General features: G+C 59.8%; 18 protein-coding genes and 1 pseudogene. 12 read left to right on the forward strand and 7 right to left on the reverse strand.

The features are described from left to right. Positions 1 to 6 precede the first annotated feature (6 nt). The 7 genes from ACYZTL_RS10935 to ACYZTL_RS10965 all read left to right on the forward strand — a co-directional run bounded on the left by ACYZTL_RS10935 (position 7) and on the right by ACYZTL_RS10965 (position 8536). A complete protein-coding gene (locus tag ACYZTL_RS10935) occupies positions 7 to 1455 on the forward strand; it encodes an alginate O-acetyltransferase (RefSeq protein WP_461951802.1) in 1449 nt (482 codons plus the stop codon). A 7-nt stretch (positions 1456 to 1462) separates the two neighbouring features. Then, the gene (locus ACYZTL_RS10940; RefSeq protein WP_461951803.1) at positions 1463 to 2587 is read left to right on the forward strand and encodes a mannuronate-specific alginate lyase; all 1125 of its coding nucleotides are present in this window, start codon (positions 1463 to 1465) and stop codon (positions 2585 to 2587) included. 207 nt (positions 2588 to 2794) lie between these two features. Then, a complete protein-coding gene (locus ACYZTL_RS10945) occupies positions 2795 to 4360 on the forward strand; it encodes an MBOAT family O-acyltransferase (protein ID WP_461951804.1) in 1566 nt (521 codons plus the stop codon). A gap of 11 nt (positions 4361 to 4371) precedes the next feature. Beyond that, positions 4372 to 5547, forward strand: coding sequence for an alginate O-acetyltransferase (locus ACYZTL_RS10950; RefSeq protein WP_461951805.1), 1176 nt, complete (start codon positions 4372 to 4374; stop codon positions 5545 to 5547). Positions 5548 to 5564: 17 nt separating this feature from the next. Beyond that, positions 5565 to 6218, forward strand: coding sequence for an alginate O-acetyltransferase AlgF (locus ACYZTL_RS10955; RefSeq protein ID WP_461951806.1), 654 nt, complete (start codon positions 5565 to 5567; stop codon positions 6216 to 6218). A 125-nt stretch (positions 6219 to 6343) separates the two neighbouring features. Then, positions 6344 to 7795 carry a mannose-1-phosphate guanylyltransferase/mannose-6-phosphate isomerase gene (locus ACYZTL_RS10960; protein ID WP_461951807.1) on the forward strand — a complete coding sequence of 484 codons (1452 nt, stop codon included), beginning with the start codon at positions 6344 to 6346 and terminating at the stop codon, positions 7793 to 7795. A gap of 276 nt (positions 7796 to 8071) precedes the next feature. Then, the gene (locus tag ACYZTL_RS10965; RefSeq protein ID WP_461951808.1) at positions 8072 to 8536 is read left to right on the forward strand and encodes a multidrug transporter; all 465 of its coding nucleotides are present in this window, start codon (positions 8072 to 8074) and stop codon (positions 8534 to 8536) included. A 189-nt stretch (positions 8537 to 8725) separates the two neighbouring features. Here the strand turns inward: ACYZTL_RS10965 and ACYZTL_RS10970 are convergent, their stop codons facing one another. Continuing rightward, positions 8726 to 9028: a hypothetical protein gene (locus tag ACYZTL_RS10970; RefSeq protein WP_461951809.1), complete on the reverse strand. Its 303-nt coding sequence runs from the start codon at positions 9026 to 9028 to the stop codon at positions 8726 to 8728. 333 nt (positions 9029 to 9361) lie between these two features. Between ACYZTL_RS10970 and ACYZTL_RS10975 the strand changes: the two genes are divergently transcribed. Further along, positions 9362 to 10186: an SDR family oxidoreductase gene (locus ACYZTL_RS10975; RefSeq protein WP_461951810.1), complete on the forward strand. Its 825-nt coding sequence runs from the start codon at positions 9362 to 9364 to the stop codon at positions 10184 to 10186. A 138-nt stretch (positions 10187 to 10324) separates the two neighbouring features. Here the strand turns inward: ACYZTL_RS10975 and ACYZTL_RS10980 are convergent, their stop codons facing one another. The 4 genes and pseudogenes from ACYZTL_RS10980 to ACYZTL_RS10995 form a co-directional block, all read right to left on the reverse strand. Next, positions 10325 to 11179, reverse strand: a complete 855-nt coding sequence (locus ACYZTL_RS10980) for an efflux RND transporter periplasmic adaptor subunit (protein WP_461951811.1) — start codon at positions 11177 to 11179, stop codon at positions 10325 to 10327. 39 nt (positions 11180 to 11218) lie between these two features. Then, positions 11219 to 11419 carry a DUF1656 domain-containing protein gene (locus ACYZTL_RS10985; RefSeq protein ID WP_007896379.1) on the reverse strand — a complete coding sequence of 67 codons (201 nt, stop codon included), beginning with the start codon at positions 11417 to 11419 and terminating at the stop codon, positions 11219 to 11221. Further along, complete coding sequence (locus ACYZTL_RS10990; RefSeq protein WP_461951812.1) at positions 11409 to 13601, reverse strand: FUSC family protein; 2193 nt, start codon at positions 13599 to 13601, stop codon at positions 11409 to 11411. Before ACYZTL_RS10990 ends, ACYZTL_RS10985 begins: the two co-directional genes overlap by 11 nt. A 175-nt stretch (positions 13602 to 13776) precedes the next feature. Continuing rightward, a pseudogene (locus tag ACYZTL_RS10995) lies at positions 13777 to 15287 on the reverse strand (efflux transporter outer membrane subunit). A 265-nt stretch (positions 15288 to 15552) separates the two neighbouring features. On the opposite strand from ACYZTL_RS10995, the gene ACYZTL_RS11000 reads away from it, so the two are divergent. The 3 genes from ACYZTL_RS11000 to ACYZTL_RS11010 all read left to right on the forward strand — a co-directional run bounded on the left by ACYZTL_RS11000 (position 15553) and on the right by ACYZTL_RS11010 (position 18360). After that, complete coding sequence (locus ACYZTL_RS11000; RefSeq protein ID WP_461951813.1) at positions 15553 to 16521, forward strand: LysR family transcriptional regulator; 969 nt, start codon at positions 15553 to 15555, stop codon at positions 16519 to 16521. 172 nt (positions 16522 to 16693) lie between these two features. Next, positions 16694 to 17668 (forward strand): 2-hydroxyacid dehydrogenase, encoded by a 975-nt coding sequence (locus ACYZTL_RS11005; RefSeq protein WP_461951814.1) that lies wholly within the window; start codon positions 16694 to 16696, stop codon positions 17666 to 17668. Between the two features lie 182 nt (positions 17669 to 17850). Beyond that, on the forward strand, positions 17851 to 18360 hold the full coding sequence (locus ACYZTL_RS11010) for a DUF2165 family protein (protein WP_461951815.1): 510 nt from the start codon (positions 17851 to 17853) through the stop codon (positions 18358 to 18360). A 28-nt stretch (positions 18361 to 18388) separates the two neighbouring features. On the opposite strand, the gene ACYZTL_RS11015 is transcribed toward ACYZTL_RS11010, so the two are convergent. Next, a complete protein-coding gene (locus ACYZTL_RS11015; RefSeq protein WP_461951816.1) occupies positions 18389 to 19291 on the reverse strand; it encodes a DMT family transporter in 903 nt (300 codons plus the stop codon). A gap of 301 nt (positions 19292 to 19592) precedes the next feature. On the opposite strand from ACYZTL_RS11015, the gene ACYZTL_RS11020 reads away from it, so the two are divergent. Then, positions 19593 to 20468: a helix-turn-helix domain-containing protein gene (locus tag ACYZTL_RS11020; protein WP_461951817.1), complete on the forward strand. Its 876-nt coding sequence runs from the start codon at positions 19593 to 19595 to the stop codon at positions 20466 to 20468. Positions 20469 to 20520: 52 nt separating this feature from the next. Here ACYZTL_RS11020 and ACYZTL_RS11025 read toward each other — a convergent pair whose 3' ends face one another. Beyond that, the gene (locus tag ACYZTL_RS11025; protein WP_461951818.1) at positions 20521 to 22965 is read right to left on the reverse strand and encodes a TonB-dependent siderophore receptor; all 2445 of its coding nucleotides are present in this window, start codon (positions 22963 to 22965) and stop codon (positions 20521 to 20523) included. Positions 22966 to 23073: the final 108 nt, after the last annotated feature.

Here is a 23073-nt window from a genome sequence, read left to right on the forward strand (position 1 = left end):
AATTTTATGCACTCACACTTGATCAAATTACTCAGCCTGTCGGCCTTGACCGCCGGCATTCTCGCGGCCAGCGCGGGCGCTCGTGCAGACGAAGCCAAGGCGCCGGCATTCAACGCCGAGCCGTGCTGCAACCTGTGCCCCGAAGCCCACGACGCGAAGAACTACACCACGCGGTATCAGCAGAACTTCACCACGCTGGTGCAGGCTCAGGGCGACTGGCTGTTCCGTACGCAGGAAGACTTGCGCACCGAATTCGACACCACACCCGCCGGCTACAAACGCATGAAAGAATTGCACGATGCGTTCAAGAGCAAAGGCGTGGAGCTCGTTGTTGTTTATCAACCCACTCGTGGCCTGGTGAACCGCAACAAGCTCAATCCGGAAGACAAAGCCAGGTTCGATTTCGACAAGGCGCTGAAAAACTACAAGACCATGCTCGGCCGTTTCGCCGCCATGGGTTACGTGGTGCCGGACCTGTCGCCGCTGACCAACGAATCGCTGCCCGACACCCTGCCCGCCCACGACTTCTACTTCCGCGGCGACCAGCACTGGACGCCGTATGGCGCCCAGCGCACGGCGAAAATCGTCGGCGAGAAAATCAAGCAACTGCCTGAGTTTGCCGGCATTCCGAAGCGTGAATTCGAGAGCCACAAGTCGGGTCGCATGGGCAAGACCGGAACGTTACACAATATGGCCGGTCAACTCTGTGGCACCAGCTACGCGATCCAGTACATGGATCAGTTCACCACCGAGCCAAAAGGTGAAGCGGCGGATGGCGATCTGTTCAGTGACTCCGGCAATCCCGAGATCACCCTGGTCGGCACCAGCCACAGTGGCAAGAACTACAACTTCGCCGGTTTCCTCGAAGAGGCCATCGGCGCCGACATCCTCAACGTGGCGTTCCCCGGCGGTGGCCTGGAAGGTTCGATGCTGCAGTACCTGGGCAGCGAAGAGTTCCAGACCAAGCCGCCGAAGATTCTGATCTGGGAATTCTCGCCGCTCTACCGCCTCGACCAGGAAACCATCTACCGCCAGATGATGGCGCTGCTGGACAACGGTTGCGAAGGCAAGGATGCACAGATGAGCGCCAGCGCCACGCTGAAACCGGGCAAGAACGAATTGATGGTCAACAGCAAAAACCTGAACCTGCAAAACAGCAGTCACCAGGTCGACATCCGCTTCGCCGATCCATCGGTGAAAACCTTACAAGCCACCCTCTGGTACATGAACGGGCGCCACGAGGACATCAAGATCGAAAAACCGGAAACCTCCGATACCGACGGGCGTTTCGCCTTTGAGTTGCGCACGGACGAAGACTGGGCCTCGCAGAATCTGCTGGCCGTCGAAGTCCAGGGCCCTGAAGCAGGTGCCGCGCCGCAGAAAGTCGAAGCGAAAATCTGCAAACGCAACGTGTTCCCGGGCGCTGGGCTGAAGACTGCTCAAGCCGGGCAATGAGGCAATTATGCAAACCCGAACCTTGAAAAGATTTCTCGCGCCCTCCCTGCTGACGCTGGCGATGTTTGCCGGCGCCACTCAGGCCGCCGCGCCATTGCGCCCGCCACAGGGTTACTTCGCGCCGATCGAGAAAGTCAAAACCGGCGACAAGAGCGACGGCTGTGACGCGATGCCGACGCCGTACACCGGCTCGCTGCAATTTCGCAGCAAATACGAAGGCTCTGACAAAGCTCGTTCGACCCTGAACGAGCAGTCGGAAAAAGCCTTCCGCGACAGCACCGCCGACATCACCAAGATTGAGCGCGGCACCAGCAAGCGCGTGATGCAGTTCATGCGTGACGGTCGTCCGGAACAGCTTGAATGCACGCTGAACTGGCTGACCGCGTGGGCCAAGGCCGACGCGCTGATGTCCAAGGACTTCAACCACACCGGCAAGTCCATGCGCAAATGGGCACTGGGCAGCATGGCGTCGTCTTACATTCGCCTGAAGTTTTCCGACTCGCATCCGTTGGCCAACCACCAGCAAGAGTCGCAGTTGATCGAGGCCTGGTTCAGCAAGATGGCCGATCAGGTGGTCAGCGACTGGGACAACCTGCCGCTGGAACAAACTAACAACCATTCGTACTGGGCAGCGTGGTCGGTGATGGCAACGTCCATCGCCACCAACCGCCGCGACCTGTTCGACTGGGCCGTGAAGGAATACAAGGTCGGCGCCAATCAGGTCGACGCCCAGGGTTTCCTGCCGAACGAACTGAAGCGCCAGCAACGCGCCCTCGCCTACCACAACTACGCCCTGCCGCCGCTGGCGATGATCGCCAGTTTCGCTCAGGTCAACGGTGTGGACTTGCGTCAGGAAAACAACGGCGCGCTGAAGCGCTTGGGTGATCGAGTGCTGGCCGGGGTTGAAGACCCGGACGAATTCGAGAAGAAGAACGGCAAGGAACAGGACATGACCGACCTGAAGGTCGACTCGAAATTCGCCTGGCTCGAACCGTTCTGCACGCTCTACACCTGCTCGCCGGATGTGCTTGAGAAAAAGCACGAGATGCAGCCGTTCAAGACCTTCCGCCTCGGGGGTGACCTGACCAAGGTCTACGACCCGGCCAACGAAAAAGGCAACAAAGGTTCATAGACCAGACACAACCCTCTGTAGGAGCTGCCGAAGGCTGCGATCTTTTGATCTTGCTTTTAAAGATCAAGATCAAAAGATCGCAGCCTTCGGCAGCTCCTACAGGGTCGGTGCAAGGCTTGAGTTTTGTGTGATACGCCCCCCGGTTTTCGGTGGGGGGTTTGGGGGGGCTGCGGCCCTTGACTGTTGGTTAAACATGGAGAGACCGGGATGGTATTTTCATCCAACGTGTTCCTGTTTTTGTTCCTGCCGATCTTTCTCGGCATGTACTACTTGAGCGGAATACGCTATCGCAACCTGCTGCTGCTGATCGCCAGCTATGTGTTCTATGCCTGGTGGCGCGTGGACTTCCTCGCGCTGTTCGCCGCCGTCACGCTGTGGAACTACTGGATCGGCCTCAAGGTCGGCGCCGCCGGCGTCAGGACCAAACCGGCCCAGCGCTGGCTGCTGCTCGGCGTCGCTGTCGACCTGTGCATTCTCGGCTACTTCAAGTACGCCAACTTCGGCGTGGACAGCATCAACGCGATGATGACCTCAGTCGGTCTGTCGCCGTTCATCCTGACCCACGTGCTGTTGCCGATCGGGATCTCGTTCTACATCTTCGAGTCCATCAGCTACATCATCGACGTCTACCGGGGTGACACGCCTGCGACCCGCAACCTGATCGACTTTGCGGCGTTCGTGGCGATCTTCCCGCACTTGATCGCCGGCCCGGTATTGCGTTTTCGCGACCTCGCCGACCAGTTCAACAACCGCACCCACACCCTCGACAAGTTCTCCGAAGGTGCCACGCGGTTCATGCAGGGTTTCATCAAGAAGGTCTTCATCGCCGACACCCTCGCGGTGGTGGCCGACCATTGCTTCGCCTTGCAGAACCCGACCACGGGCGATGCCTGGCTCGGCGCCCTGGCGTACACCGCGCAGTTGTATTTCGACTTCTCCGGTTACAGCGACATGGCCATCGGCCTGGGCCTGATGATGGGTTTCCGCTTCATGGAAAACTTCAAACAGCCCTACATCAGCCAGTCGATCACCGAGTTCTGGCGTCGCTGGCACATCAGCCTGTCCACCTGGCTGCGTGACTACCTGTACATCACGCTGGGCGGTAACCGCAAAGGCACGTTGATGACCTATCGCAACCTGTTCCTGACCATGCTGCTCGGTGGTCTGTGGCACGGCGCGAACATCACTTACATCGTGTGGGGCGCGTGGCACGGCATGTGGCTGGCGATTGAAAAAGCGCTGGGCCTGAACACCTCGCCGCGCAGCATCAACCCGATCCGCTGGGCGCTGACGTTCCTGCTCGTGGTCATGGGCTGGGTGATTTTCCGCGCGGAAAACCTGCACGTCGCCGGCCGTATGTACGGCGCGATGTTCAGCTTCGGCGAATGGTCGCTGTCGGAACTCAACGAGGCCAGCCTCACCGGTCTGCAAGTGGCGACTCTGGTGGTGGCTTACATGACCCTGGCGTTCTTCGGCATCCGTGATTTCTACAGCAACCAGCCACCGGTCAAGACCAAACCGGTCGTCAACGTCGAGGCCGATGGCCCCGCCGCTGCGACACCAGGAATGATCAAAGCCGTACCGGGCGACAACCCGGCCAGCATTCACCAACCGGGCTACACCGTTGGCGTTGAGGCCACCGTGCAACCGGCCTACTGGACCGCTGACTGGTCCCGTTACGTGATGCGCGCGCTGGTACTGGTGCTGTTCATCGCTTCGATTTTCAAACTCTCGGCGCAAAGCTTCTCGCCGTTCCTTTACTTCCAGTTCTGAGGGATCTGACCATGACCCGCTCATTACGCATCTTCTACATCGCCCTGTTCCTGGTGACCCTGCTGGTCCTGGGCCTGTGGTCGACGCGCAGTTTCCTCGGCTTCAGCACCAACGCTGACGCGACGGTGCTCAACGGCCGCTGGACCAAGGCTGTCGAAACGCACTACGACGACGAGTTCCCGATCAAGCGCCTGGGCACCAACCTCTGGGCCGCGCTGGATTTCAAACTGTTCAACGAAGGTCGTCCGGGCGTCGTGCTCGGTCGCGACCAGTGGTTGTACAGCGATGAAGAATTCAACCCGATCGTCAACGAAGAGCTGAACCTGCAAGGCAACTACGCGCTGGTCGAAGGCGTGCGCCAGGAACTGAAAGAGAAAGGCGTGAAACTGGTGATGGCGATCGTGCCGGCCAAGACTCGCCTGTATCCGGAACACTTGGGTGAAGCGAAGCCTTCGAGCATTCACGCCAACCTCTATGAGGACTTCCACGCCCGTGTGGCGGCCAACAAGATCATCGCGCCCGACCTGCTCGTCCCGCTGCAAAAGGGCAAGCTGAACGGTCAGCAAGTGTTCCTGCGCACCGACACCCACTGGACCCCGGAAGGCGCGCAAATCGCCGCCGAGACCCTGGCCAAAACCATTGCCGAAAAAACCCCGCTCAGCGGCGAGCCTCAGCGTTTCGTCACCGAGCCGGCAGAGAAAGTGACCCACAAGGGTGACCTGCGCCTGTTCCTGCCGCTCGATCCGCTGTTCGAAAACCTGATGCCGGCGACCGAGCCGTTGCAGAAGCGTAACACCGTGGCGGCCGACGATCAGGCGGGTGGTGATGACGCATTGTTCGCCAACACCGAAGTGCCGGTGGCCCTGATCGGCACCAGCTACAGCGCCAACCCCAACTGGAACTTCGTCGGCGCGCTGAAAGAAGCGCTGCACAGCGACGTGGTCAATTACGCCGAAGACGGCCACGGCCCGATTCTGCCGATGCTCACCTATCTGAAAAGTGATGCTTTCAAGAACAGCCCGCCACAGGTGCTGATCTGGGAGTTTCCTGAACGTTATCTGCCTGTGAACAACGATATCGGCGACGCCGACCCGCAGTGGGTCGCAGCGCTCAAAAAAGCCGGCGCTCGCCAGCAAAACGTAGCCGTAAACACTAAATCCGAGACGCCCGACCGGGCGCAAAACTGAAAGAGAGAGGTACTTCCATGACTTTCACTACTACTCCTCGCCGTCTCGCCAAGACCTTTGCACTCGTTGCAGGCATGAGCGTGCTGTCCCTGCAAGCCTTCGCCGGTGACGCAGCGCTCTACGGCCCGACCGCACCGAAAGGTTCGAGCTTCGTCCGCGTTTATAACGCGGGCAACGCTGAAGTCAGCGCCACCGTAGGCAGCACCAACCTGAGCGAAGTCGCGCCGCTGTCCAGCACTGACTTCAGCTTCATGCCGGGCGGCGACTACAGCGCCAAAATCGGCAGCCAGACCCTGCCGGTGAAACTGGCCGGTGACCACTATTACACCCTGGTCAACAACGCCAGCGGCGCGCCGCAATTGATCGAAGAGCCGCCGTTCAAGAACAAGCAAAAATCCCTGGTTCGTGTACAGAACCTGAGCGACAAGGCACTGACCCTGAAAACCGCCGACGGCAAGACCGAAGTGGTCCCGTCCGTGGCCGCCAAGGGCCGTGGCGAGCGTGAAATCAACCCGGTCAAAGTCAGCCTGGCGCTATACGATGGCGCCACGAAAGTCGGCGACGTGAAGCCGGTTGCCCTGGAACGCGGTGAAGCGGCGGTGCTGTACATCACCGGTAACGGCAGCAGCCTGTCGCCAGTCTGGGTAAAACGCCCGGTTTCGACGCGCTAACAAATTTTCCTGATTGACGCCCTCCCCTGTGGGAGCGGGTCGTCAATCCGGACACGGAATAAGAACAAGAGTGAAACGACAGAACGCAGTAGCTCTGACCCATTCGATTTTCAAGGAGTAACAACATGATTCCGGTGATCCTGTCAGGTGGTAGTGGCTCACGTCTTTGGCCGCTTTCGCGTAAGCAGTTCCCAAAACAGTTCCTCGCCCTGACCGGCGAACACACGCTGTTCCAGCAAACCCTGGAACGCCTGGTGTTCGAAGGCATGGACAGCCCGATCGTGGTCTGCAACAAAGACCACCGCTTCATCGTCAACGAGCAACTGAGCAACCGTAAGCTGGAAACCCAGCGCATCCTGATGGAACCGTTCGGCCGCAACACTGCGCCGGCCGTGGCCCTGACCGCGATGATGCTGATCAATGAAGGTCGCGACGAGCTGATGCTGGTGCTGCCGGCCGACCACGTGCTGGAAGACCAGAAAGCCCTGCAACGCGCCCTGGCCCTGGCCACCGTCGCCGCCGAAAACGGCGAAATGGTGCTGTTCGGCGTACCGGCCACCAAACCGGAAACCGGCTACGGCTACATCAAATCGACCAACGACTCACTGCTGCCCGAAGGCGTCAGCCGTGTCTCGCACTTCGTCGAAAAACCGGATGTGAAACGTGCCACCGAATTCGTCCAGTCCGGCGGTTACTTCTGGAACAGCGGCATGTTCCTGTTCCGCGCCAGCCGCTTCCTCGAAGAGCTGAAGAAGCACGATCCGGACATCTACGACACCTGCCTGCTGACCCTGGAGCGCAGCAAACAGGACGCCGACACCGTCACCATCGACGAAGCCACCTTCGCCTGCTGCCCGGACAACTCCATCGATTACTCGGTCATGGAAAAAACCCAGCGCGCCTGCGTCGTACCACTGACTGCTGGCTGGAGCGATGTCGGTTGCTGGTCGTCGCTGTGGGAAGTGAACGAAAAAGACGCCAACGGTAACGTCACCAAAGGCGACGTGGTCATTCAAGACAGCAAAAACTGCATGATCCACGGCAACGGCAAACTGGTGTCGGTGATCGGCCTGGAAAACATCGTGGTCGTCGAAACCAAGGACGCCATGATGATCGCCCACAAGGACAAGGTCCAAGGCGTGAAACAGATGGTCAACACCCTCAACGAACAGGGCCGCAGCGAAACCCAGAACCACTGCGAAGTCTATCGTCCGTGGGGCTCGTACGACTCGGTGGACATGGGCGGCCGTTTCCAGGTCAAGCACATCTCGGTCAAACCGGGCGCGTGCCTGTCGCTGCAAATGCACCACCACCGCGCCGAACACTGGATCGTGGTCAGCGGCACCGCCGAAGTGACCTGCGACGAAAACGTGTTCCTGCTGTGTGAAAACCAGTCGACCTATATTCCGATCGCTTCGGTTCACCGTTTGCGTAACCCGGGCAAGATTCCGCTCGAGATCATCGAAGTGCAATCGGGCAGCTATCTGGGTGAGGACGATATCGAGCGGTTTGAAGATATCTATGGCCGGTCTACGCCGGTCGAGCGTGGCGTGTCGGTGAAAACCATCGCGCAGTAAGCGTTCAGTAAAACGAAAAGCCCCCGTCCAACTTGCTGCGTTCCCTATCCGCAGCGGGTTGGGCGGGGGCTTTTTTTGTCCAGGTTTTGCAGAGAGTCTGATGCCCCCTTCGCGAGCAGGCTCGCTCCCACAGGGGTTTGGTGCACGCAGCAGATCCACTGTGGGAGCGAGCCTGCTCGCGATGAGGCCCGCCCAGTCACCGCAGAAATCATACCCATCGCCAATCGCACTTCCGCTTAGGTAGGATGCTCGCATGCCCTCCCGAGGTTTCGCGACATGTTCATCGGCGTCCTGCTGGTCATCACCTGGCTGATCCTGTTACTGCGCTATCCGGCCAAGGCATTGCCCGTCTCGGTCGCGGCCGCCATTGGCTTGGGTCTGGTGGCCACCTGGGTGATCTGGATGGACAACCGCGAGGTCAAGCAACTGGCACGTCTTGAGTTGCGCATCACCTATGCGCCGGAGCACTGCCCGGCGGATCGCCCGTTGCAACTGACAATGAACAACGGAAACGATGTGCCGCTGACCGAATTGCGTTGGCGCATCGCCGCGTACGCACCGGGCGATACGGTCAATCTGGCCGACAATCAATACACTGCGCCGCGTTATCGCGGCCCCGGCGAATTGCAGGCCGGGGCGAATTGGGAAGATTGCTTGCCCATGCCGCCGCTGCGTCCCGGTTACCGCCCGCAAACTCTGGAGTTTCGCGCCGAGCGTTTGCAGGGTAGTTTCTCTGACTGATCCTTTTCACGCCAGTCGGTGGACAACATGAGAAAAACAATCTAAAGAAGATAATCGGTATACAGCGTTCAGACACACTGTACTGTTAATTTCTTTACGCACAACCCACTTTAATAGATAAAACAAAAAGCCTCCGCCCAACTCATTGCGCTCCATCAGCATGGTTGGGCGAAAGCATAACGACATTTACTAAACAATTTTTAGAACCATAAAACCTTTAACGTCGTAGTTATGTGAGTAACAGCTAACAAGTACCTTTCCAAGGGTAGGAGGTGCGTTAAACACACCCGTATTGGAGATAGTCCCGGTATTAGCGTCGCCAAATTTGAATAACTGCCACTCCACTGACTTCACCTCTGCTACACCCTCCTCGTAAACGGGCAGCACAGCCTCCAACTGAACTGTTGTTGATCTTGGCACCGAAATTGATGGAGGTTCTTCTCCCTGAAGAAATATAGAAATAAATTCATAATCTTTTTTCGTATTAGCCATAACACACACTCCCAGACGAGAACATAATTGAGATTCTAAACACCTGCCAACATCAAGTTACCCCTGAACTATAACTTTCGCTAGCTAGCAGAACTACTAGCTTGACAAGAAACGAATATCGGTATGGTCGCCAGTGTGTATTCTTACGAAAATTCTGATCAGACAAACAGCCGTCGCCCTGTTGAATAGCAGGCCAGAGCGAACAGAGAAGTTTTTTGCCGGTCCGCCGCTGCGTACTAATATCGCTCTGAAACAAAGGAGTTTCGCGCCGAGCGATTACAGGGTAGTTTCTCTGACTAATCACTGTTTTTTCATCTGCACAAGGAACGCGCCATGCCCATTGCATTGATTACCGGTTGTTCCAGCGGCATTGGCCGCGCCCTGGCCGACACCTTCAAAGCGGCCGGTTACGAAGTCTGGGCGAGCGCCCGCAAGGCTGAAGACGTGGCAGTTCTGGCGGCGGCCGGTTTCAACGCCGTACAACTCGACGTCAACGATGGCGCGGCGCTCGAACAGTTGAGCGAGCAGATCAATCAGCAGCATGGCGGCCTCGACGTGCTGATCAACAACGCCGGTTACGGCGCGATGGGGCCGTTGCTCGACGGTGGTGTGCCGGCCCTGCAGCGGCAGTTTGAGACCAATGTGTTTGCCATTGTCGGCGTGACGCGTGCGCTGTTTCCGGTGCTGCGCCGGGCCAAAGGGCTGGTGGTGAATATCGGCAGTGTGTCCGGAGTGTTGGTCACACCGTTTGCCGGCGCGTATTGCGCGTCGAAAGCGGCAGTACACGCCTTGAGCGATGCGTTGCGCATGGAACTGGCGCCGTTCGGTGTGCGGGTCATGGAAGTCCAACCGGGCGCCATCGCCTCCAGTTTTGCCAAGAATGCCGGGGCTGAGGCCGAGCAATCGATCAGCGAACAGTCACCTTGGTTTCCGCTGCGTGAAGGTATTCGGGCACGGGCCAACGCATCTCAGGGCAACCCGACCCCGGCCAGTGAACTTGCCGCCGGTTTGCTCAAGGCCGTGCAGCAAAAAAAACCGCCGCGACTGATTCGTTTGGGCAACGGCAGCCGGGCGATGCCGTTGATGGCGGGGTTGTTGCCCAAGGGGTTGCTGGAGTTGGGGTTGATGAAGCGGTTCGGGTTGCGCGGGCAGCTCTGAAAGCGAGTCGCCCCCTTCGTCGGAACGCCGCCCGGAGCAAGCCCGCTCCCACATTGGATCTGCAGTGAACACAGACTAGGCATACGAAGCAGATCAAGTGTGGGAGCGAGCCTGCTCGCGAATGCAGGCGACTCGGTCTTAAGGTTTCTTAACCACCACCGTGCACGTAATCCCCGCCGCCAACAGCACCCCCTCCGGCACTTCATCAATGTGAATCCGCACCGGAACGCGCTGTGCCAGGCGCACCCAGTTGAAGGTCGGGTTCACATCGGCGATCAGTTCACGACTTTCCGGATTGTCACGGTCGTAGATCCCGCGAGAAATACTCTCCACGTGCCCCTTCAATACTTCGCCACTCATCAGCTGCATGTCAGCCTTATCACCGACGTGCACGTGCGGCAGCTTGGTTTCTTCGAAGAAGCCATAGACCCAGAACGAGTTCATGTCGACCACAGCCATTTTCGCTTCGCCGATACGCGCGTAGTCGCCGCGATGAACGTTGAGGTTGGTCACGTAGCCGTCAACCGCCGCGCGGACTTCAGTGCGTTTCAGGTTCAGTTCGGCCGCTTCCAGTTGCGCTTGCGCATGCTGGTAATCGGCGAGGGCCGAGTCTGCGATATTGCTCGCGTCGTCGCGGTTTTCCTTGGAGATCACCAGGGCATCCATGTCGGCGCGGCGATGGGCGTTGACCTTGCGCATCTCCCACGTCGATTTGCGTGAAGCCACCAGCGACTGCGCCTGTTTGACCGCGATGCGGTAGTGCTCGGGGTCGATGCGCATCAGCAAATCGCCCTTCTTCACCAACTGGTTATCGCGCACCGGCACGTCCACCACTTCCCCGCTGACGTCGGCGGCGACGTTGATGATGTCGGCGCGCACCCGACCGTCGCGGGTCCATGGCGTGTCCATGTAATGCACCCACAGGGTCCGGCCGATCCATAGCGCGAGGGCCAGCACCAGCAGGGTGGCGAGCAGGCTGAAAAGCTTTTTCATCAGGGCCTTCTTCAGTGATAGAGAGTCAGTGGTAGAGAGTCAACGGTAGACGGTCAGCGCCAAGGCGCCGAACAGACAGGTAAACAGACTCAAGCGCAGCAGCGCCGGGTGCCAGAAGAAGCGGTACAGGTCGAACCCGGATAGAAACCGGTCCAGCGCCCAGGCCAGTGCCGCGGCGATGAAAAACATCAGCGTCATGGTCGGCATGTACACGCCGTGGAAGGCGATTTCACGAGGCATGTTCAAGTCCTTGAGGCGCAGTGTTCACGTACGCGGCGAGCGGTGATTGCGGGTCGAGCAACGAGGTGCGGATGAAGTGCAGGTAGCTTTTCACCCGACGCAATGCCGAGGTGTCGAAGTGCGGGGCAAAGGGTTCGTCAGTGGCTTGCACGCAGCTGATCGCATGGTCCACCGCGACCAGCCCGCGCTCCAGATTGCTCTGGCTCGGTTGCAGGAACAGCCGCACCAGCGAGCGGCCCATCACGCGGATGGCCTGGCGCCACGGCTGCGATTCGGCGTACGCCGGATGCACCGGCAGAATCGCCTGTTCCTTGCGCAGCTCGATGATCGCGTGGCCGACTTCCAGCACCACGAACATCCAGCGCAGCAAGTCCCGCTGCACCTGCGGCTGCCCGGCGGCGAGACCGTAAGCCTGATGCAGCAGGTCCCGCGTGCGGCTTTCGAAACTTGAGGCCAATCCTTTGAGTTTGCCGCTGATGGCGTACACCACCTGCCCGCGCAAATCCTGCTCCAGCCGACGCCACAGCCAGCGACTGTTGGGCGGCAGGATGATCGCCCCCGCCGCCGCGCACACCAGCATGCCAAGCACCATGGCAATGTAGTCATTGATGAAGGTGTAAGGGTTGTAGACGGTGAGGTTGTCCGGCACCGAACCGGTACTGAAGAAGATCAGCAAACCGAGGCCAATGCCGGCGTACTGCGGGCGCGAGGCCAGGAACGAACCGAGCACGATCACCGGCGCGAGCATCACGCACAGCAGGGGAAAACCGTCGATCCACGGGAAGATGAAAAACATCTCGACGAAACCGATCAGTGCACCGAGGAAGGTTCCGCAGGCCATCTGAAACGCCATGCGCTTCGGGTTCGGCGTCGCTGCTGAAAGGCCCACCGTCGCTGCGGCAATCAACGTCATCGTCGCCCCGCTCGGCCACGCTGTCGCGACCCAATAACTGCCAAGCACCACGAGAATGAACGCCGCGCGAATACCCGACGCGGCTGATGCCATCCAGTTGGTTTGCGGGGTAAACGGCTCGTCCCATTGCTCCCGTTCATGACGGTGATCGGCCAGGGACGCGTGGGTCTGTGCATATCCGTGCAGGTCGTCGACAAAGCGATAGAGCAACTCATACGCTGTATGAAAATCGAGCAGCTCGGCGTCGCTCGGATCGCTTTCCTCAAAGCTCGCCCGCAAGCTGCGAACCCTGGCCGGCAGCCCTTCCTTATAAGCGCTCAAAGCAATCACCAGACGTGCCGCGTCAGGGCTGGTCAACGCGCGGCCACTGAAACCGTCGAGCACTTCCGCGAGGTCCTGCAAGCCCGGTTTGATCGCCGCGACCACATGATCGGCGCCGCTGCTGCGCAAGCGCTCAAGCAACTGATGCAAGGCGTTGAAACGCGTGGTGATGCCCATGAATTCGCTGTTCAAACGACTGAGCCGGCCGTTGCGCCGACGCATGTGCGGGTCCTCGAACACGGTGACGCTGCGCAGCCCTTCCAGGCCGACCGCCTCGGCGATGAAGCGCACGTTGCTCGCTTCGAACGTGTCCTGTTTGCTGCGACCGCGCAAACCATCGGTGACGAACAACGCGAATACGCCGAAGCGCTGATACAACGCGTTGCGCATCGCCGCGCTGGCGGTTTGCGGCAGGATCGCGGCGCTGACCACGGTGGCGCAAAGAATCCCCAGGGAGATTTCCAGCACGCGCCAGACCGCCGCCATGAATGCGCCGTCCGGATGCGCCAAAGCGGGTAGCCCGACCATCGCCGCCGTATAGCCGGCCAGTACAAAACCATACGCACGGAAGTTGCGATAACGCGCGGCACCTGCCGAACAGATGCCGACCCAGATCGCCAGCGAACCGAGGAACAGCTCGGTGTTTTGCGCGAACAAGGCAATCAGCACGACCATCACTGCCGACCCGGTCAACGTGCCGAGAAAGCGATAGAAACTCTTGGCGAACACCTGACCGCTTTGCGGCTGCATGACGATGAACACAGTGATCATTGCCGTGCGCGGTTGCGGCAATTCCAGACGCATGGCGAGCCACAGGGTCAGGAACGCGGCGAACAGCACCTTGAAAATGTAGACCCAGGTCACGCCATCGCTGCGTGCCCAGTCAAAGAAACCCCGGCGCCAATCAAGGGAATACAGCCAGCGCAGAGGTGCGGGCGAGGGAGTCATTCGAATCCTGAAAGAACTTGAGGAAAAGGAGATTCTGTGGCGAGCGAGCTTGCTCGCGCTGGGCTGCGTAGCGGCCCCCAAACTCGGGTAGCCACCGCCAATTTTGTGAGTGCTACGCACTCAAGCGGGAGCAAGCTCCCTCGCCACAAATGCGGATGAGCTCGAGACATCGTGTTCAATTTGAGAGGCTCTTAAGCAGGGCCGGGGTTTTCGGTGCCTGGGTCTGGCTATCCTTCGGCACATCGTTACCCGCACCAAGCCCGCCACCGAGCGCCGTCACCAGTTCGGCGTGAGCACTGAGCCGCGCGGCCTGAACCTGCTGCTGGACTTGCTGCTGCTTGAACAGCAGGGTCTGGGCGTTGAGCACGTTGAGGTAATCGGTGAGCCCGCGCTGGTAGGCGACCATCGCGATGTCGTAGGTCTTCTGCGCGGTGGCGACCGACTCGGCGGCGAAGGTTTGCTGCTTGTCCATGGACTCGCGGCGGATCAACTGGTCGGAGATGTTCTTCAGCGCATTGACCAGCGTCTGGTTGTACTTCGCCACGGCAATGTCATAACCGGCCGATGCTTCACCCAACTCGGAGCGCAAACGGCCGCCGTCGAAAATCGGCAGCGAGATCGCCGGGCCGACGCTGTAATTGAGTTTCTTGCCGGTCAAAAACTCCAGCGCCCCGCCGCCGATGGCCATGTAGCCGAGGCTGCCGACCAGATCGACATTGGGGTAGAAACCGGCGTGAGCCACATCAATGCCCCGCGCCTGAGCCGCGACTTGCCAGCGACTGGCGACCACGTCCGGACGTTGACCGAGCAACTGCGCCGGTAGCGACGACGGCAGTTTCAGCGCGGCGCCCAATGCCAGCGTCGGCCGTTGCAACTGCGCGCCGTCGCCCGGGCCTTTGCCTGCAAGGGCTGCGAGTTGATTGCGGCTCAGGGCGATGTCCTCGTCCAGCGCATCGAGCTGGCGGTGGGTTTCCGGCAGCGGCGTTTCTGCCTGGCTGACTTCGAAGTGCGTGCCGATGCCACCGTTGAGGCGCTTCTGTGCCAGGTCGAGAATTTGCTGTTGCTGTTTCAGGGTCGCGGCGACGATGTCCCGTTGCGCGTAATGCAGCGAGAGTTCGATGTAGGCGCGCACGATGTTGTTCTGCAATTCGAGCTGGGCCAGGCGCGCTTCGGCGGCGCTCATGTGCGCCATGTCGACGGCGCGCTCGGTGGCATTGCTTTCGCGGCCCCAGAGGTCGAGGGTGTAGCTGAAGCCCAGCGCGGCGTTGTTGTCCCAGGTCGTCGAGTTGGCCAGTTCACCCGGCCCGTAGAACTGATCCGTGGGCCAGTTGTGGCGCTTGAGGGTGGATTCGCCGTTGATCTGCAGCGACTCGGCGGACTCGGCAATGCCGGCCATGGATTTGGCCTGACGCACCCGCGCGGCCGCCATGGCCATGGTCGGGCTGCCTTGCAGTGCAAGGTCGATCCAGCGGTTCAGTTGCGGGTCGCCGTAGGCTTGCCACCATTGCGCGGTGGGCCAGTGAGCGTCCTGCGCGGCGCTCTGGATGGCTTCGTCGGTGGCCAGTGAATTGGCCTCCAGCGCCTTGCCCTGCGGGGCAATACCTCCGGTCCGATGCAGCCGCTGATTGCCAGGGTTAAAGCCAAAACACTGAGCGTCTGAAGCGCTCTGCTGATGCGACGCGGCACTGCTGCGATTTCCTGAGATGGAGAGAGGTCCCCCTGTAGGAGCTGCCGAAGGCTGCGATCTTTTGATTTTTTTGGAAGCAAGATCAAAAGATCGCAGCCTTCGGCAGCTCCTACAGAGGTCGGTGCAATTCTAGGGGGCGACCGGAATGGCGATAAGCTGGGATTCCTGTGAATCTTTGTTACCGTTAGCGCGATAATCCCTTGGTCGGGGTCTCAGGCTCTGAAACTTCGTGTCACAATTTGCCATCGCACCCGAGAGCATCCCATGGACACTTTGCAAAACATGCGCGCCTTCAGTTACGTGGCCGAGGCCGGCAGCTTCACCGCCGCCGCCGTGCAACTCGACACCACGACGGCCAACGTCTCGCGCGCGGTTTCCAACCTGGAAGCCCACCTGCAAACCCGCCTGCTCAACCGCACCACGCGTCGCATCGCCCTGACCGAGGCCGGCAAACGCTACCTGTTGCGCTGCGAGCAGATCCTGGCCTTCGTCGAAGAAGCCGAGGCCGAGGCCAGTGACGCCCACGCGCGCCCGGCCGGACAGCTCAAGGTGCACACCATGACCGGCATCGGTCAGCACTTCGTGATCGACGCCATCGCCCGCTATCGCAAGACTCACCCCGACGTGACCTTCGACCTGACCATGGCCAACCGCGTGCCGGACCTGCTCGACGAGGGCTACGACGTGTCGATCGTCCTCGCCAGCGAACTGCCCGATTCGGGTTTTGTGTCCCAGCGTCTGGGCATCACCTACAGCATCGTCTGCGCCTCGCCGGCGTATGTGAAAGCCAACGGCTGCGCGCACAAGCCCAGCGATTTGCTGAACCATGCGTGCCTGCGCCTGGTGAGCCCGGTGATTCCATTGGACAAGTGGACCTTCGACGGGCCCGAAGGTCAGGAAATGGTCACCATCCATAGCTCGCCTTTTCTGGTGAACTCGGCGGACGCAATGAAAACCGCGATCACCAGCGGCATGGGCGTCGGCGTGCTGCCGGTGTATGCGGCGATTGAAGGGTTGCGTAACGGCTCGCTGGTGCGGGTGATGCCGAACTACCGGTCGCAGGAACTGAACCTGTACGCGATCTACCCGTCGCGGCAGTACCTGGATGCGAAGATCAAGACCTGGGTCGAGTATTTGCGCGGGTCGTTGCCGGAGATTCTGGCGGCGCATCAGGCGGAACTGGCGGCGTATGAGTTGAGCGGGAGTCTGGCTGGGGCGCGGTTGGCGAATTGAGCCCTATTTATTGTAGGAGCGAGCTTGCTCGCGATGGTCGTGAACGATAACGCAGCAAGCCTGACACCCAACGGCGATCTCAGGTTTTTCGCGAGCAAGCTCGCTCCTACACAAGGTCCGGGAAGAATGTTAGCGTGCTTGGCATTCTCCACGCCCGACGAGCCCTCCTCCCATGAAAAAGACCGTCCTCGCCTTCAGTCGCATCACGCCTGAAATGATCGAACGCCTCAAGCAGGACTTCGACGTCATCGTGCCCAACCCGAAAAACGGCGACATCAACGCCCAATTCAACGAAGCCCTGCCCCACGCCCATGGCCTGATCGGCGTGGGTCGCAAGCTCGGCCGGGCGCAACTGGAGAACGCGAGCAAACTGGAAGTGGTGTCCAGCGTGTCGGTCGGCTACGACAACTACGACGTCGCCTATTTCAACGAACGCGGGATCATGCTGACCAACACGCCGGATGTCCTCACCGAAAGCACCGCCGACCTGGCCTTCGCCCTGCTGATGAGTAGCGCCCGCCGCGTTGCCGAGCTGGACGCCTGGACCAAGGCCGGCCAATGGCAAGCGACCGTTGGCGCCCCGCTGTTCGGCACCGATGTCTACGGCAAAACCCTGGGCATCGTCGGCATGGGCAACATCGGTGCAGCCATCGCCCGTCGCGGTAGGCTCGGTTTCAACATGCCGGTTCTCTACAGTGGCAACAGCCGCAAAACCGCGCTGGAACAAGAACTCGGTGCGCAGTTCCGCAGCCTGGATGAGCTGCTGGCCGAGGCCGATTTCGTCTGCCTGGTGGTGCCGCTCAGTGAAAAGACCAAACACCTGATCAGCCGCCGCGAACTGGCGCTGATGAAGCCGAGCGCGATTCTGATCAACATTGCCCGCGGCCCGGTGGTGGACGAACCGGCGCTGATCGAGGCGCTGCAAAACAACCAGATCCGTGGCGCCGGGCTCGATGTCTACGAGAAAGAACCGCTGGCCGAATCGCCGCTGTATCAACTGAAAAACGCAGTGACCTTGCCGCACATCGGCTCGGCGACCCACGAAACCCGTGAAGCGATGGCCAACCGTGCCTTGGCTAACCTGCGCAGTGCCTTGCTCGGTGAGCGACCGCAGGATCTGGTCAACCCGCAAATCTGGAAAGACTGATTGACCCTGTAGGAGCAATCGAGCGTCGACCGGCTGCTCCTACAATGCCCCCTTTAATCCCCCAAACAAAACAACCGCCAATACACACTTTGCAATTCAGTCCATCACTCAACAAACAAACCAGACTATAGACTCTCCTTACTTATCCGAACATAAACGGAAAACAGATTTGGAGAACCACCTTGAACCACCTGACAATCAATCAAACCATCAAAATCAGCAAAGCCACTCTGATGCTATTTATAAGCTTTTTGGGTTTATTGATTTTGTATAGCAACTTCACCGATTACCCCACCAACTACGAATACATCGCCCACATCCTCAGCATGGACACCATCCGCGAAGGCCAGAAATACAGCTATCGCGCCATTACCTCGCCCATGGTTCATCACAGGATTTATTGGTCAATCATTACACTCGAGGTGCTCTTTACTGTCTTTTGCATGGTGGGCACATACCACTTGTACAAAAACATAAACACCAGCGCCAAGAAATTTCATGAGGCGAAGAAGTTTGCAATTATTGGTTTACTGATCGCAACATTTATCTATTACGTCTGCTTTCAAGTTATCGGCACAGAGTGGTTCAACATGGATGAATCACCCTATTGGAATTATAAAGACTGGGCTCGACATATTGTCGACTTCATCATGCCGTTATTGATCTATTTGACCCTCCGGATCGAGCGCTAAGTACACACGCACTCGATCCGAAAGGTCTTCAAGCCAGCTTGCCGTTCCCCTGCAACATCGGCGCCTTGGGTTTACGAAACACCAGCACGTTACCCAGCATCACCAACACCAGCCCGGCCAGCGCCGGTGCGGTCCATTGATAGCCTTCGGCAAAGGCCGACACATTGAGCGCCACCACCGGGAACAACACTGTGCAATAGGCTGCACGCTCAGGGCCCATGCGCCCGACCAGCGTCAGGTAGGCCGTGAAACCGATCACCGAACCTGGAATGACCAGGTACAGCAACGAGCCGATGTAACGCGCATTCCATTCCATGTCGAACGGAATGCCTTTGACCAGGCACCACGCCGACAGCATCGCCGCGCCGTAGGCCATGCCCCAGGCGTTGGTGGTCAGCGGCTTGAGACCGGCCTTTTGCTGCAGGCTCGACAACATGTTGCCCGCCGAGAAACACAGCGTTCCGAGCAGCGCCAGGCCCAGGCCGAGCAAGGTTTCCGGGCTGGCGGTGTGGCCGGCCAGTTCTGGCCAGAACAACAGGCCCAGCCCCAGCAAACCGAGCGCGCCCCCCATCAGGACGTTGCGGGCGATCTTCTGGCCGAAGAACACCCGCGCGTTCAGGGCGTTCCACAGCGTGGCGGTGGAAAACACCACGGCCACCAGGCCACTGGGGATCCACTGGCTGGCGGTCAGGAAGCACATGAAGTTGATGCAAAACAGGCACAGTCCCTGCGCCAGGCAGATCAGGTGCCCGCGACGGTTCATCACTTGCAGCTTGCGGCTGAGCAACAGCATCACGAACAGCACCAGCGCGGCGAGGCCGAAGCGATAAACGATCGACACCGGAATGGCCACCACGCCCAGTTGCCATTTCAAGGCAATCCAGGTGGTGCCCCAGATCAGCACGGTCAGCAGGTACAACGAAAGGTTCATGGCGAAGACTCCAGGAGAGGGCAATGCTGTTTGCTTTTGTGGCGAGCGAGCTTGGCTCCGGGCGGCGTTCCGACGCTGGGCTGCGAAGCGGCCCCAAAATTCGGGCCAGTTTTGCCAGTTCTGTGAGTGCTGCGCACTCAAGCGGGAGCAAGCTCCCTCGCCACAGGGCATTGCCTGATTAAGGATCCAGTGTGCTGCGCCAAACACACACGCACTTGCATAAACTTGCGCTTTTGTCGGTCGACGGGCTGGCAGGCCAATGTCTACGGAGTAGGATGCAAGGCGTTGAAGAGAAGCGATCATGCCCGCACTGGAAACCCTGCAAGTCTTTCAAGCCCTCAACCGCTCGCCCAATGCTCGCCTCGAGCACAGCGCCGAGCTCGGTGACGGCATGGCTGCAGCCTTGTGGAGCAACCATCACGACGCCCAGGACTACGAAGCGCCGAGCCACCACACTCTGTCCTGCTACATCGCCGGCGGCACCGGCACCTTTCGCCGCGACCAGCCCGGCACCAAGGGCGGCCCGGACAAGCTGTGCATTTTGCCCGCCGACCATCAGTCAGGCTGGGTGATCAACGGTGACATTCGCCTGGCCCATCTGTATTTCAGCCCCGAACAATTCGCCCTCGGTTGCGTCACGCTGCTGGACCGTGAACCTCGCGAGCTGCAGTTGCGCGAAGGAACCTTTCTCGACGACCCGCAACAAGCCCGGCGTTTTCGCCAGATGCTCACGCTCAATTGGGATGAACCCGGTGAACGTCTGCTGACCAGCAGCCTGGCCCATGAAATGCTCAGCCACGTGCTGCTCGGCCAGGTCGGGAGGCGCGACGGCTTGCGGCTCAAGGGCGGATTGGCGGCGCACCAGCGACGGCAATTGGTCGAATTCATCGACAGTCAGTTGGCCGAGGCCATCAGCCTGGGGCAGTTGGCGGGGTTGTGTGCGCTGTCGGAATATCACTTTGCGCGGATGTTCAGAGAGAGCGTTGGTTTGCCGCCGCATCAGTATGTGTTGGCGCGGCGGCTGAGCCGGGCGCGGGAGTTACTGCGCGCAACATCGCAACCGTTGGGGGAGATTGCGTTGGCGTGCGGGTTTGCCAGTGCGAGTCATTTCACCAACCGGTTTCGGCAGGTTCTCGGTGGGACGCCTGGCGAATATCGGCAGGCGTTTTTGCGGTAGTCCCGAGATATTTGGCGTCTGTGCTCGCGAAGAACGATAACGCGGTCTCTGATCAGAACTCTAAGGTGCTGGACAAGGAGATCTGCCGCGAATCCCCCATCGACACAAAGAACCGGCTCGCCGCCGACGTGTAGTAGGTGCGATCAAACAGGTTTTTCACGTTGAGCTGAAACTTGACCTTCTGCCCCTCGACCTTGGTGTCGTAGGTGGCGAACGCATCGGCCACGGTGTAGCTCGGCAGATCAAAATCATTCACCGCGTTGCCCGCCCGCTCACCGACATACCGCGCGCCCGCGCCGACCCGCAACTGATCGCCACCAACGATAGTGCCGAAGTCGTAAACCGCCGATATCGAGCCGGTGTTCTTCGCCACGTTTTGCAGTTTTTTGCCTTTGTAGGTCGGGTCTTCGGTGACCTCGGCATCGGTGTAGGCATAGCTGCCGATCATGCTCCAGCGGTCACTGAGCTGGCCGGTCAAATCCACTTCCAGACCACGGGAGCGCACTTCGCCGGCAGCGCTGTAGAGCGTCACCGGGCCTTCGGAATTGGCCACCAGCACGTTGCGTTTCTTGATGTCGAACAGGGCGACGTTCCCCGTCACACGACCCGGAATATCCAGTTTGGCCCCCACTTCCCAAGACTTGGCTTCTTCCGGCGCAATACTGCCGTCGAGCACGGCGCTGCTGCCGCTCAACGGTGCGATGGTCGAGTTGGGTTTGAACGATTCGGTGTAGCTGCCGTAGAACGACAACGCGTCGGTGTAGCGATAGACCAGGCCGGCGCGCGGCACCCACTTCTGGCCGTTGCTGTCGGTGTTGGCCTTGAACGGCACGCCTTTGCCGGCGTATTGGTCGTACTCCTGGAAACGTCCGCCGACCACCAGAATCCACTGGTCGGTGAGGTGGATCGAGTCCTGCAGAAACAGCGAATCACTGCGCAACTGATCGGTTTGCGCGCTGTCGGCCGGGCTGACGGTGGTGCCGGCGACTTCACGGCCATAGACCGGGTTGAGGTAGCTGAAGGTGGTCAGGCTTTTCTGGCGGATCAGGTCTTCACGATAGATCTTGCGGTACTCGTCATCGACGCCGAACACCAAGTCATGCTGCATGCCCAACGCATTGACCTTGCCTTCGAGACTGGCGGTGGTGAAGCGGTCGGTGCTGATCGCGTTTTGCGTGCCGTCCATGCTGCGGGTCAGCGTGCCTTTGGCGGTGTTGATCGCGGTGACGCGCACCTGGCTGGCGTCGTAGGTTTCACGGTTCCAGCTGTAGCCGAAGTGCGCTTTCCAGTTGTCATTGAGTTCGTGGTCGGCCTCGAAGTGGTAAAGGTCCGAGCGCCCTTCCATGTTGTTGAACGGCTCGTCGAGACGACGGTCGCGGGAGATGTCCAGCGGATGGTTGTCACGCGGGTCGATCAGCGTGCCACGGTCGAACGGGGTCAGAAATTCACGGTGTTCGTAGGCGAACACCAGCTGGGTGCTTTCGCCGAACCAGGCCAGGGATGGCGCCACCAAGGTCTCGCGGTGGGTGCCGAAGTTGCGCCAGTAATCTTCGTCTTCGTGGTCCAGCACCATGCGATACGCCAGCCCGGAATCACCGAGCGCGCCGGTGCTGTCGAGGCCGCCGCCGCTACCGTTTTTGCCATCACCGTAGGTCGAGCCGCGCACGGTCAATGCGTTGTACTGCTCAATTTCTGGCTTCTTGCTGACCATGTTGACCACGCCGCCCGGGTCCTGGATGCCGTAGAGCAAGGAGGCCGGGCCCTTGAGCACTTCGACCCGATCGACCGTGGCGTTGAGACCACGACCCTGCACCACCGGCATGCCGTCGCGCATGATCGAACCGTTGCGGTTGTCGCCGAAGCCGCGCGTCATCACCGAATCCTGGGTGCTGCCCAGCGTGTTGCCCTGGGTGATGCCGCTGACGTTGGCCAGCGCATCGTCCAGGTTGCGCGGCGCCTGGTCGCGAATGACCTGGGCCGGGATCACGTTGACGGTCTGGGGGATTTCCTGGAGCAAGGCCGATGAGCGCATGACCGAGCTGGTCGGCGGCGGCTGATAGCTCATGGTTTGATCCATCACCGAAGTGATGGTGGTGGCGCCCAGGTTCAAAGTGCCTTCGGTGGGCAGCGGTTCCAGCGCCAGGGTGTGAGCATCAGTGCGGCGGAAAGTGAAACCCGAACCGCTGAGTAAACGCTGGATCGCCTGTTCGGCGCTCATCTGCCCGCTGACCGCTGGCGCGGTAATGCCGTAGGGCGCTTCATCGGTGTAGACCACGCTGATGCCGGTAATCCGGCTGAAGTCGCTCAAGGCCTGGGGCAGCGGTTTGGCGGCCATCGCAAAGTTGAATTGCGAACGCTGCTGCGTCGTGTCGGCCTCAGCGGCCAATGCCACGCTCAATGGCAGCAACGCCAATGCCGAAATGCCCGATGCCGAGATAACCAGCGCCGAGGCACCCAACCACTGTTTGACCGAACCCGATTTTGCCCTGGACTTCATTGCTCATGACCTGTGTAGAACCGCTACGGATGCGAATGACTCGCAGTTTCAGTCACTACACGGATGGGGCTTGGGTTTACCTCACCATAATTTTGAAAATATTTGAAA

It is taken from the genome of Pseudomonas sp. LB3P81, from assembly GCF_054897965.1.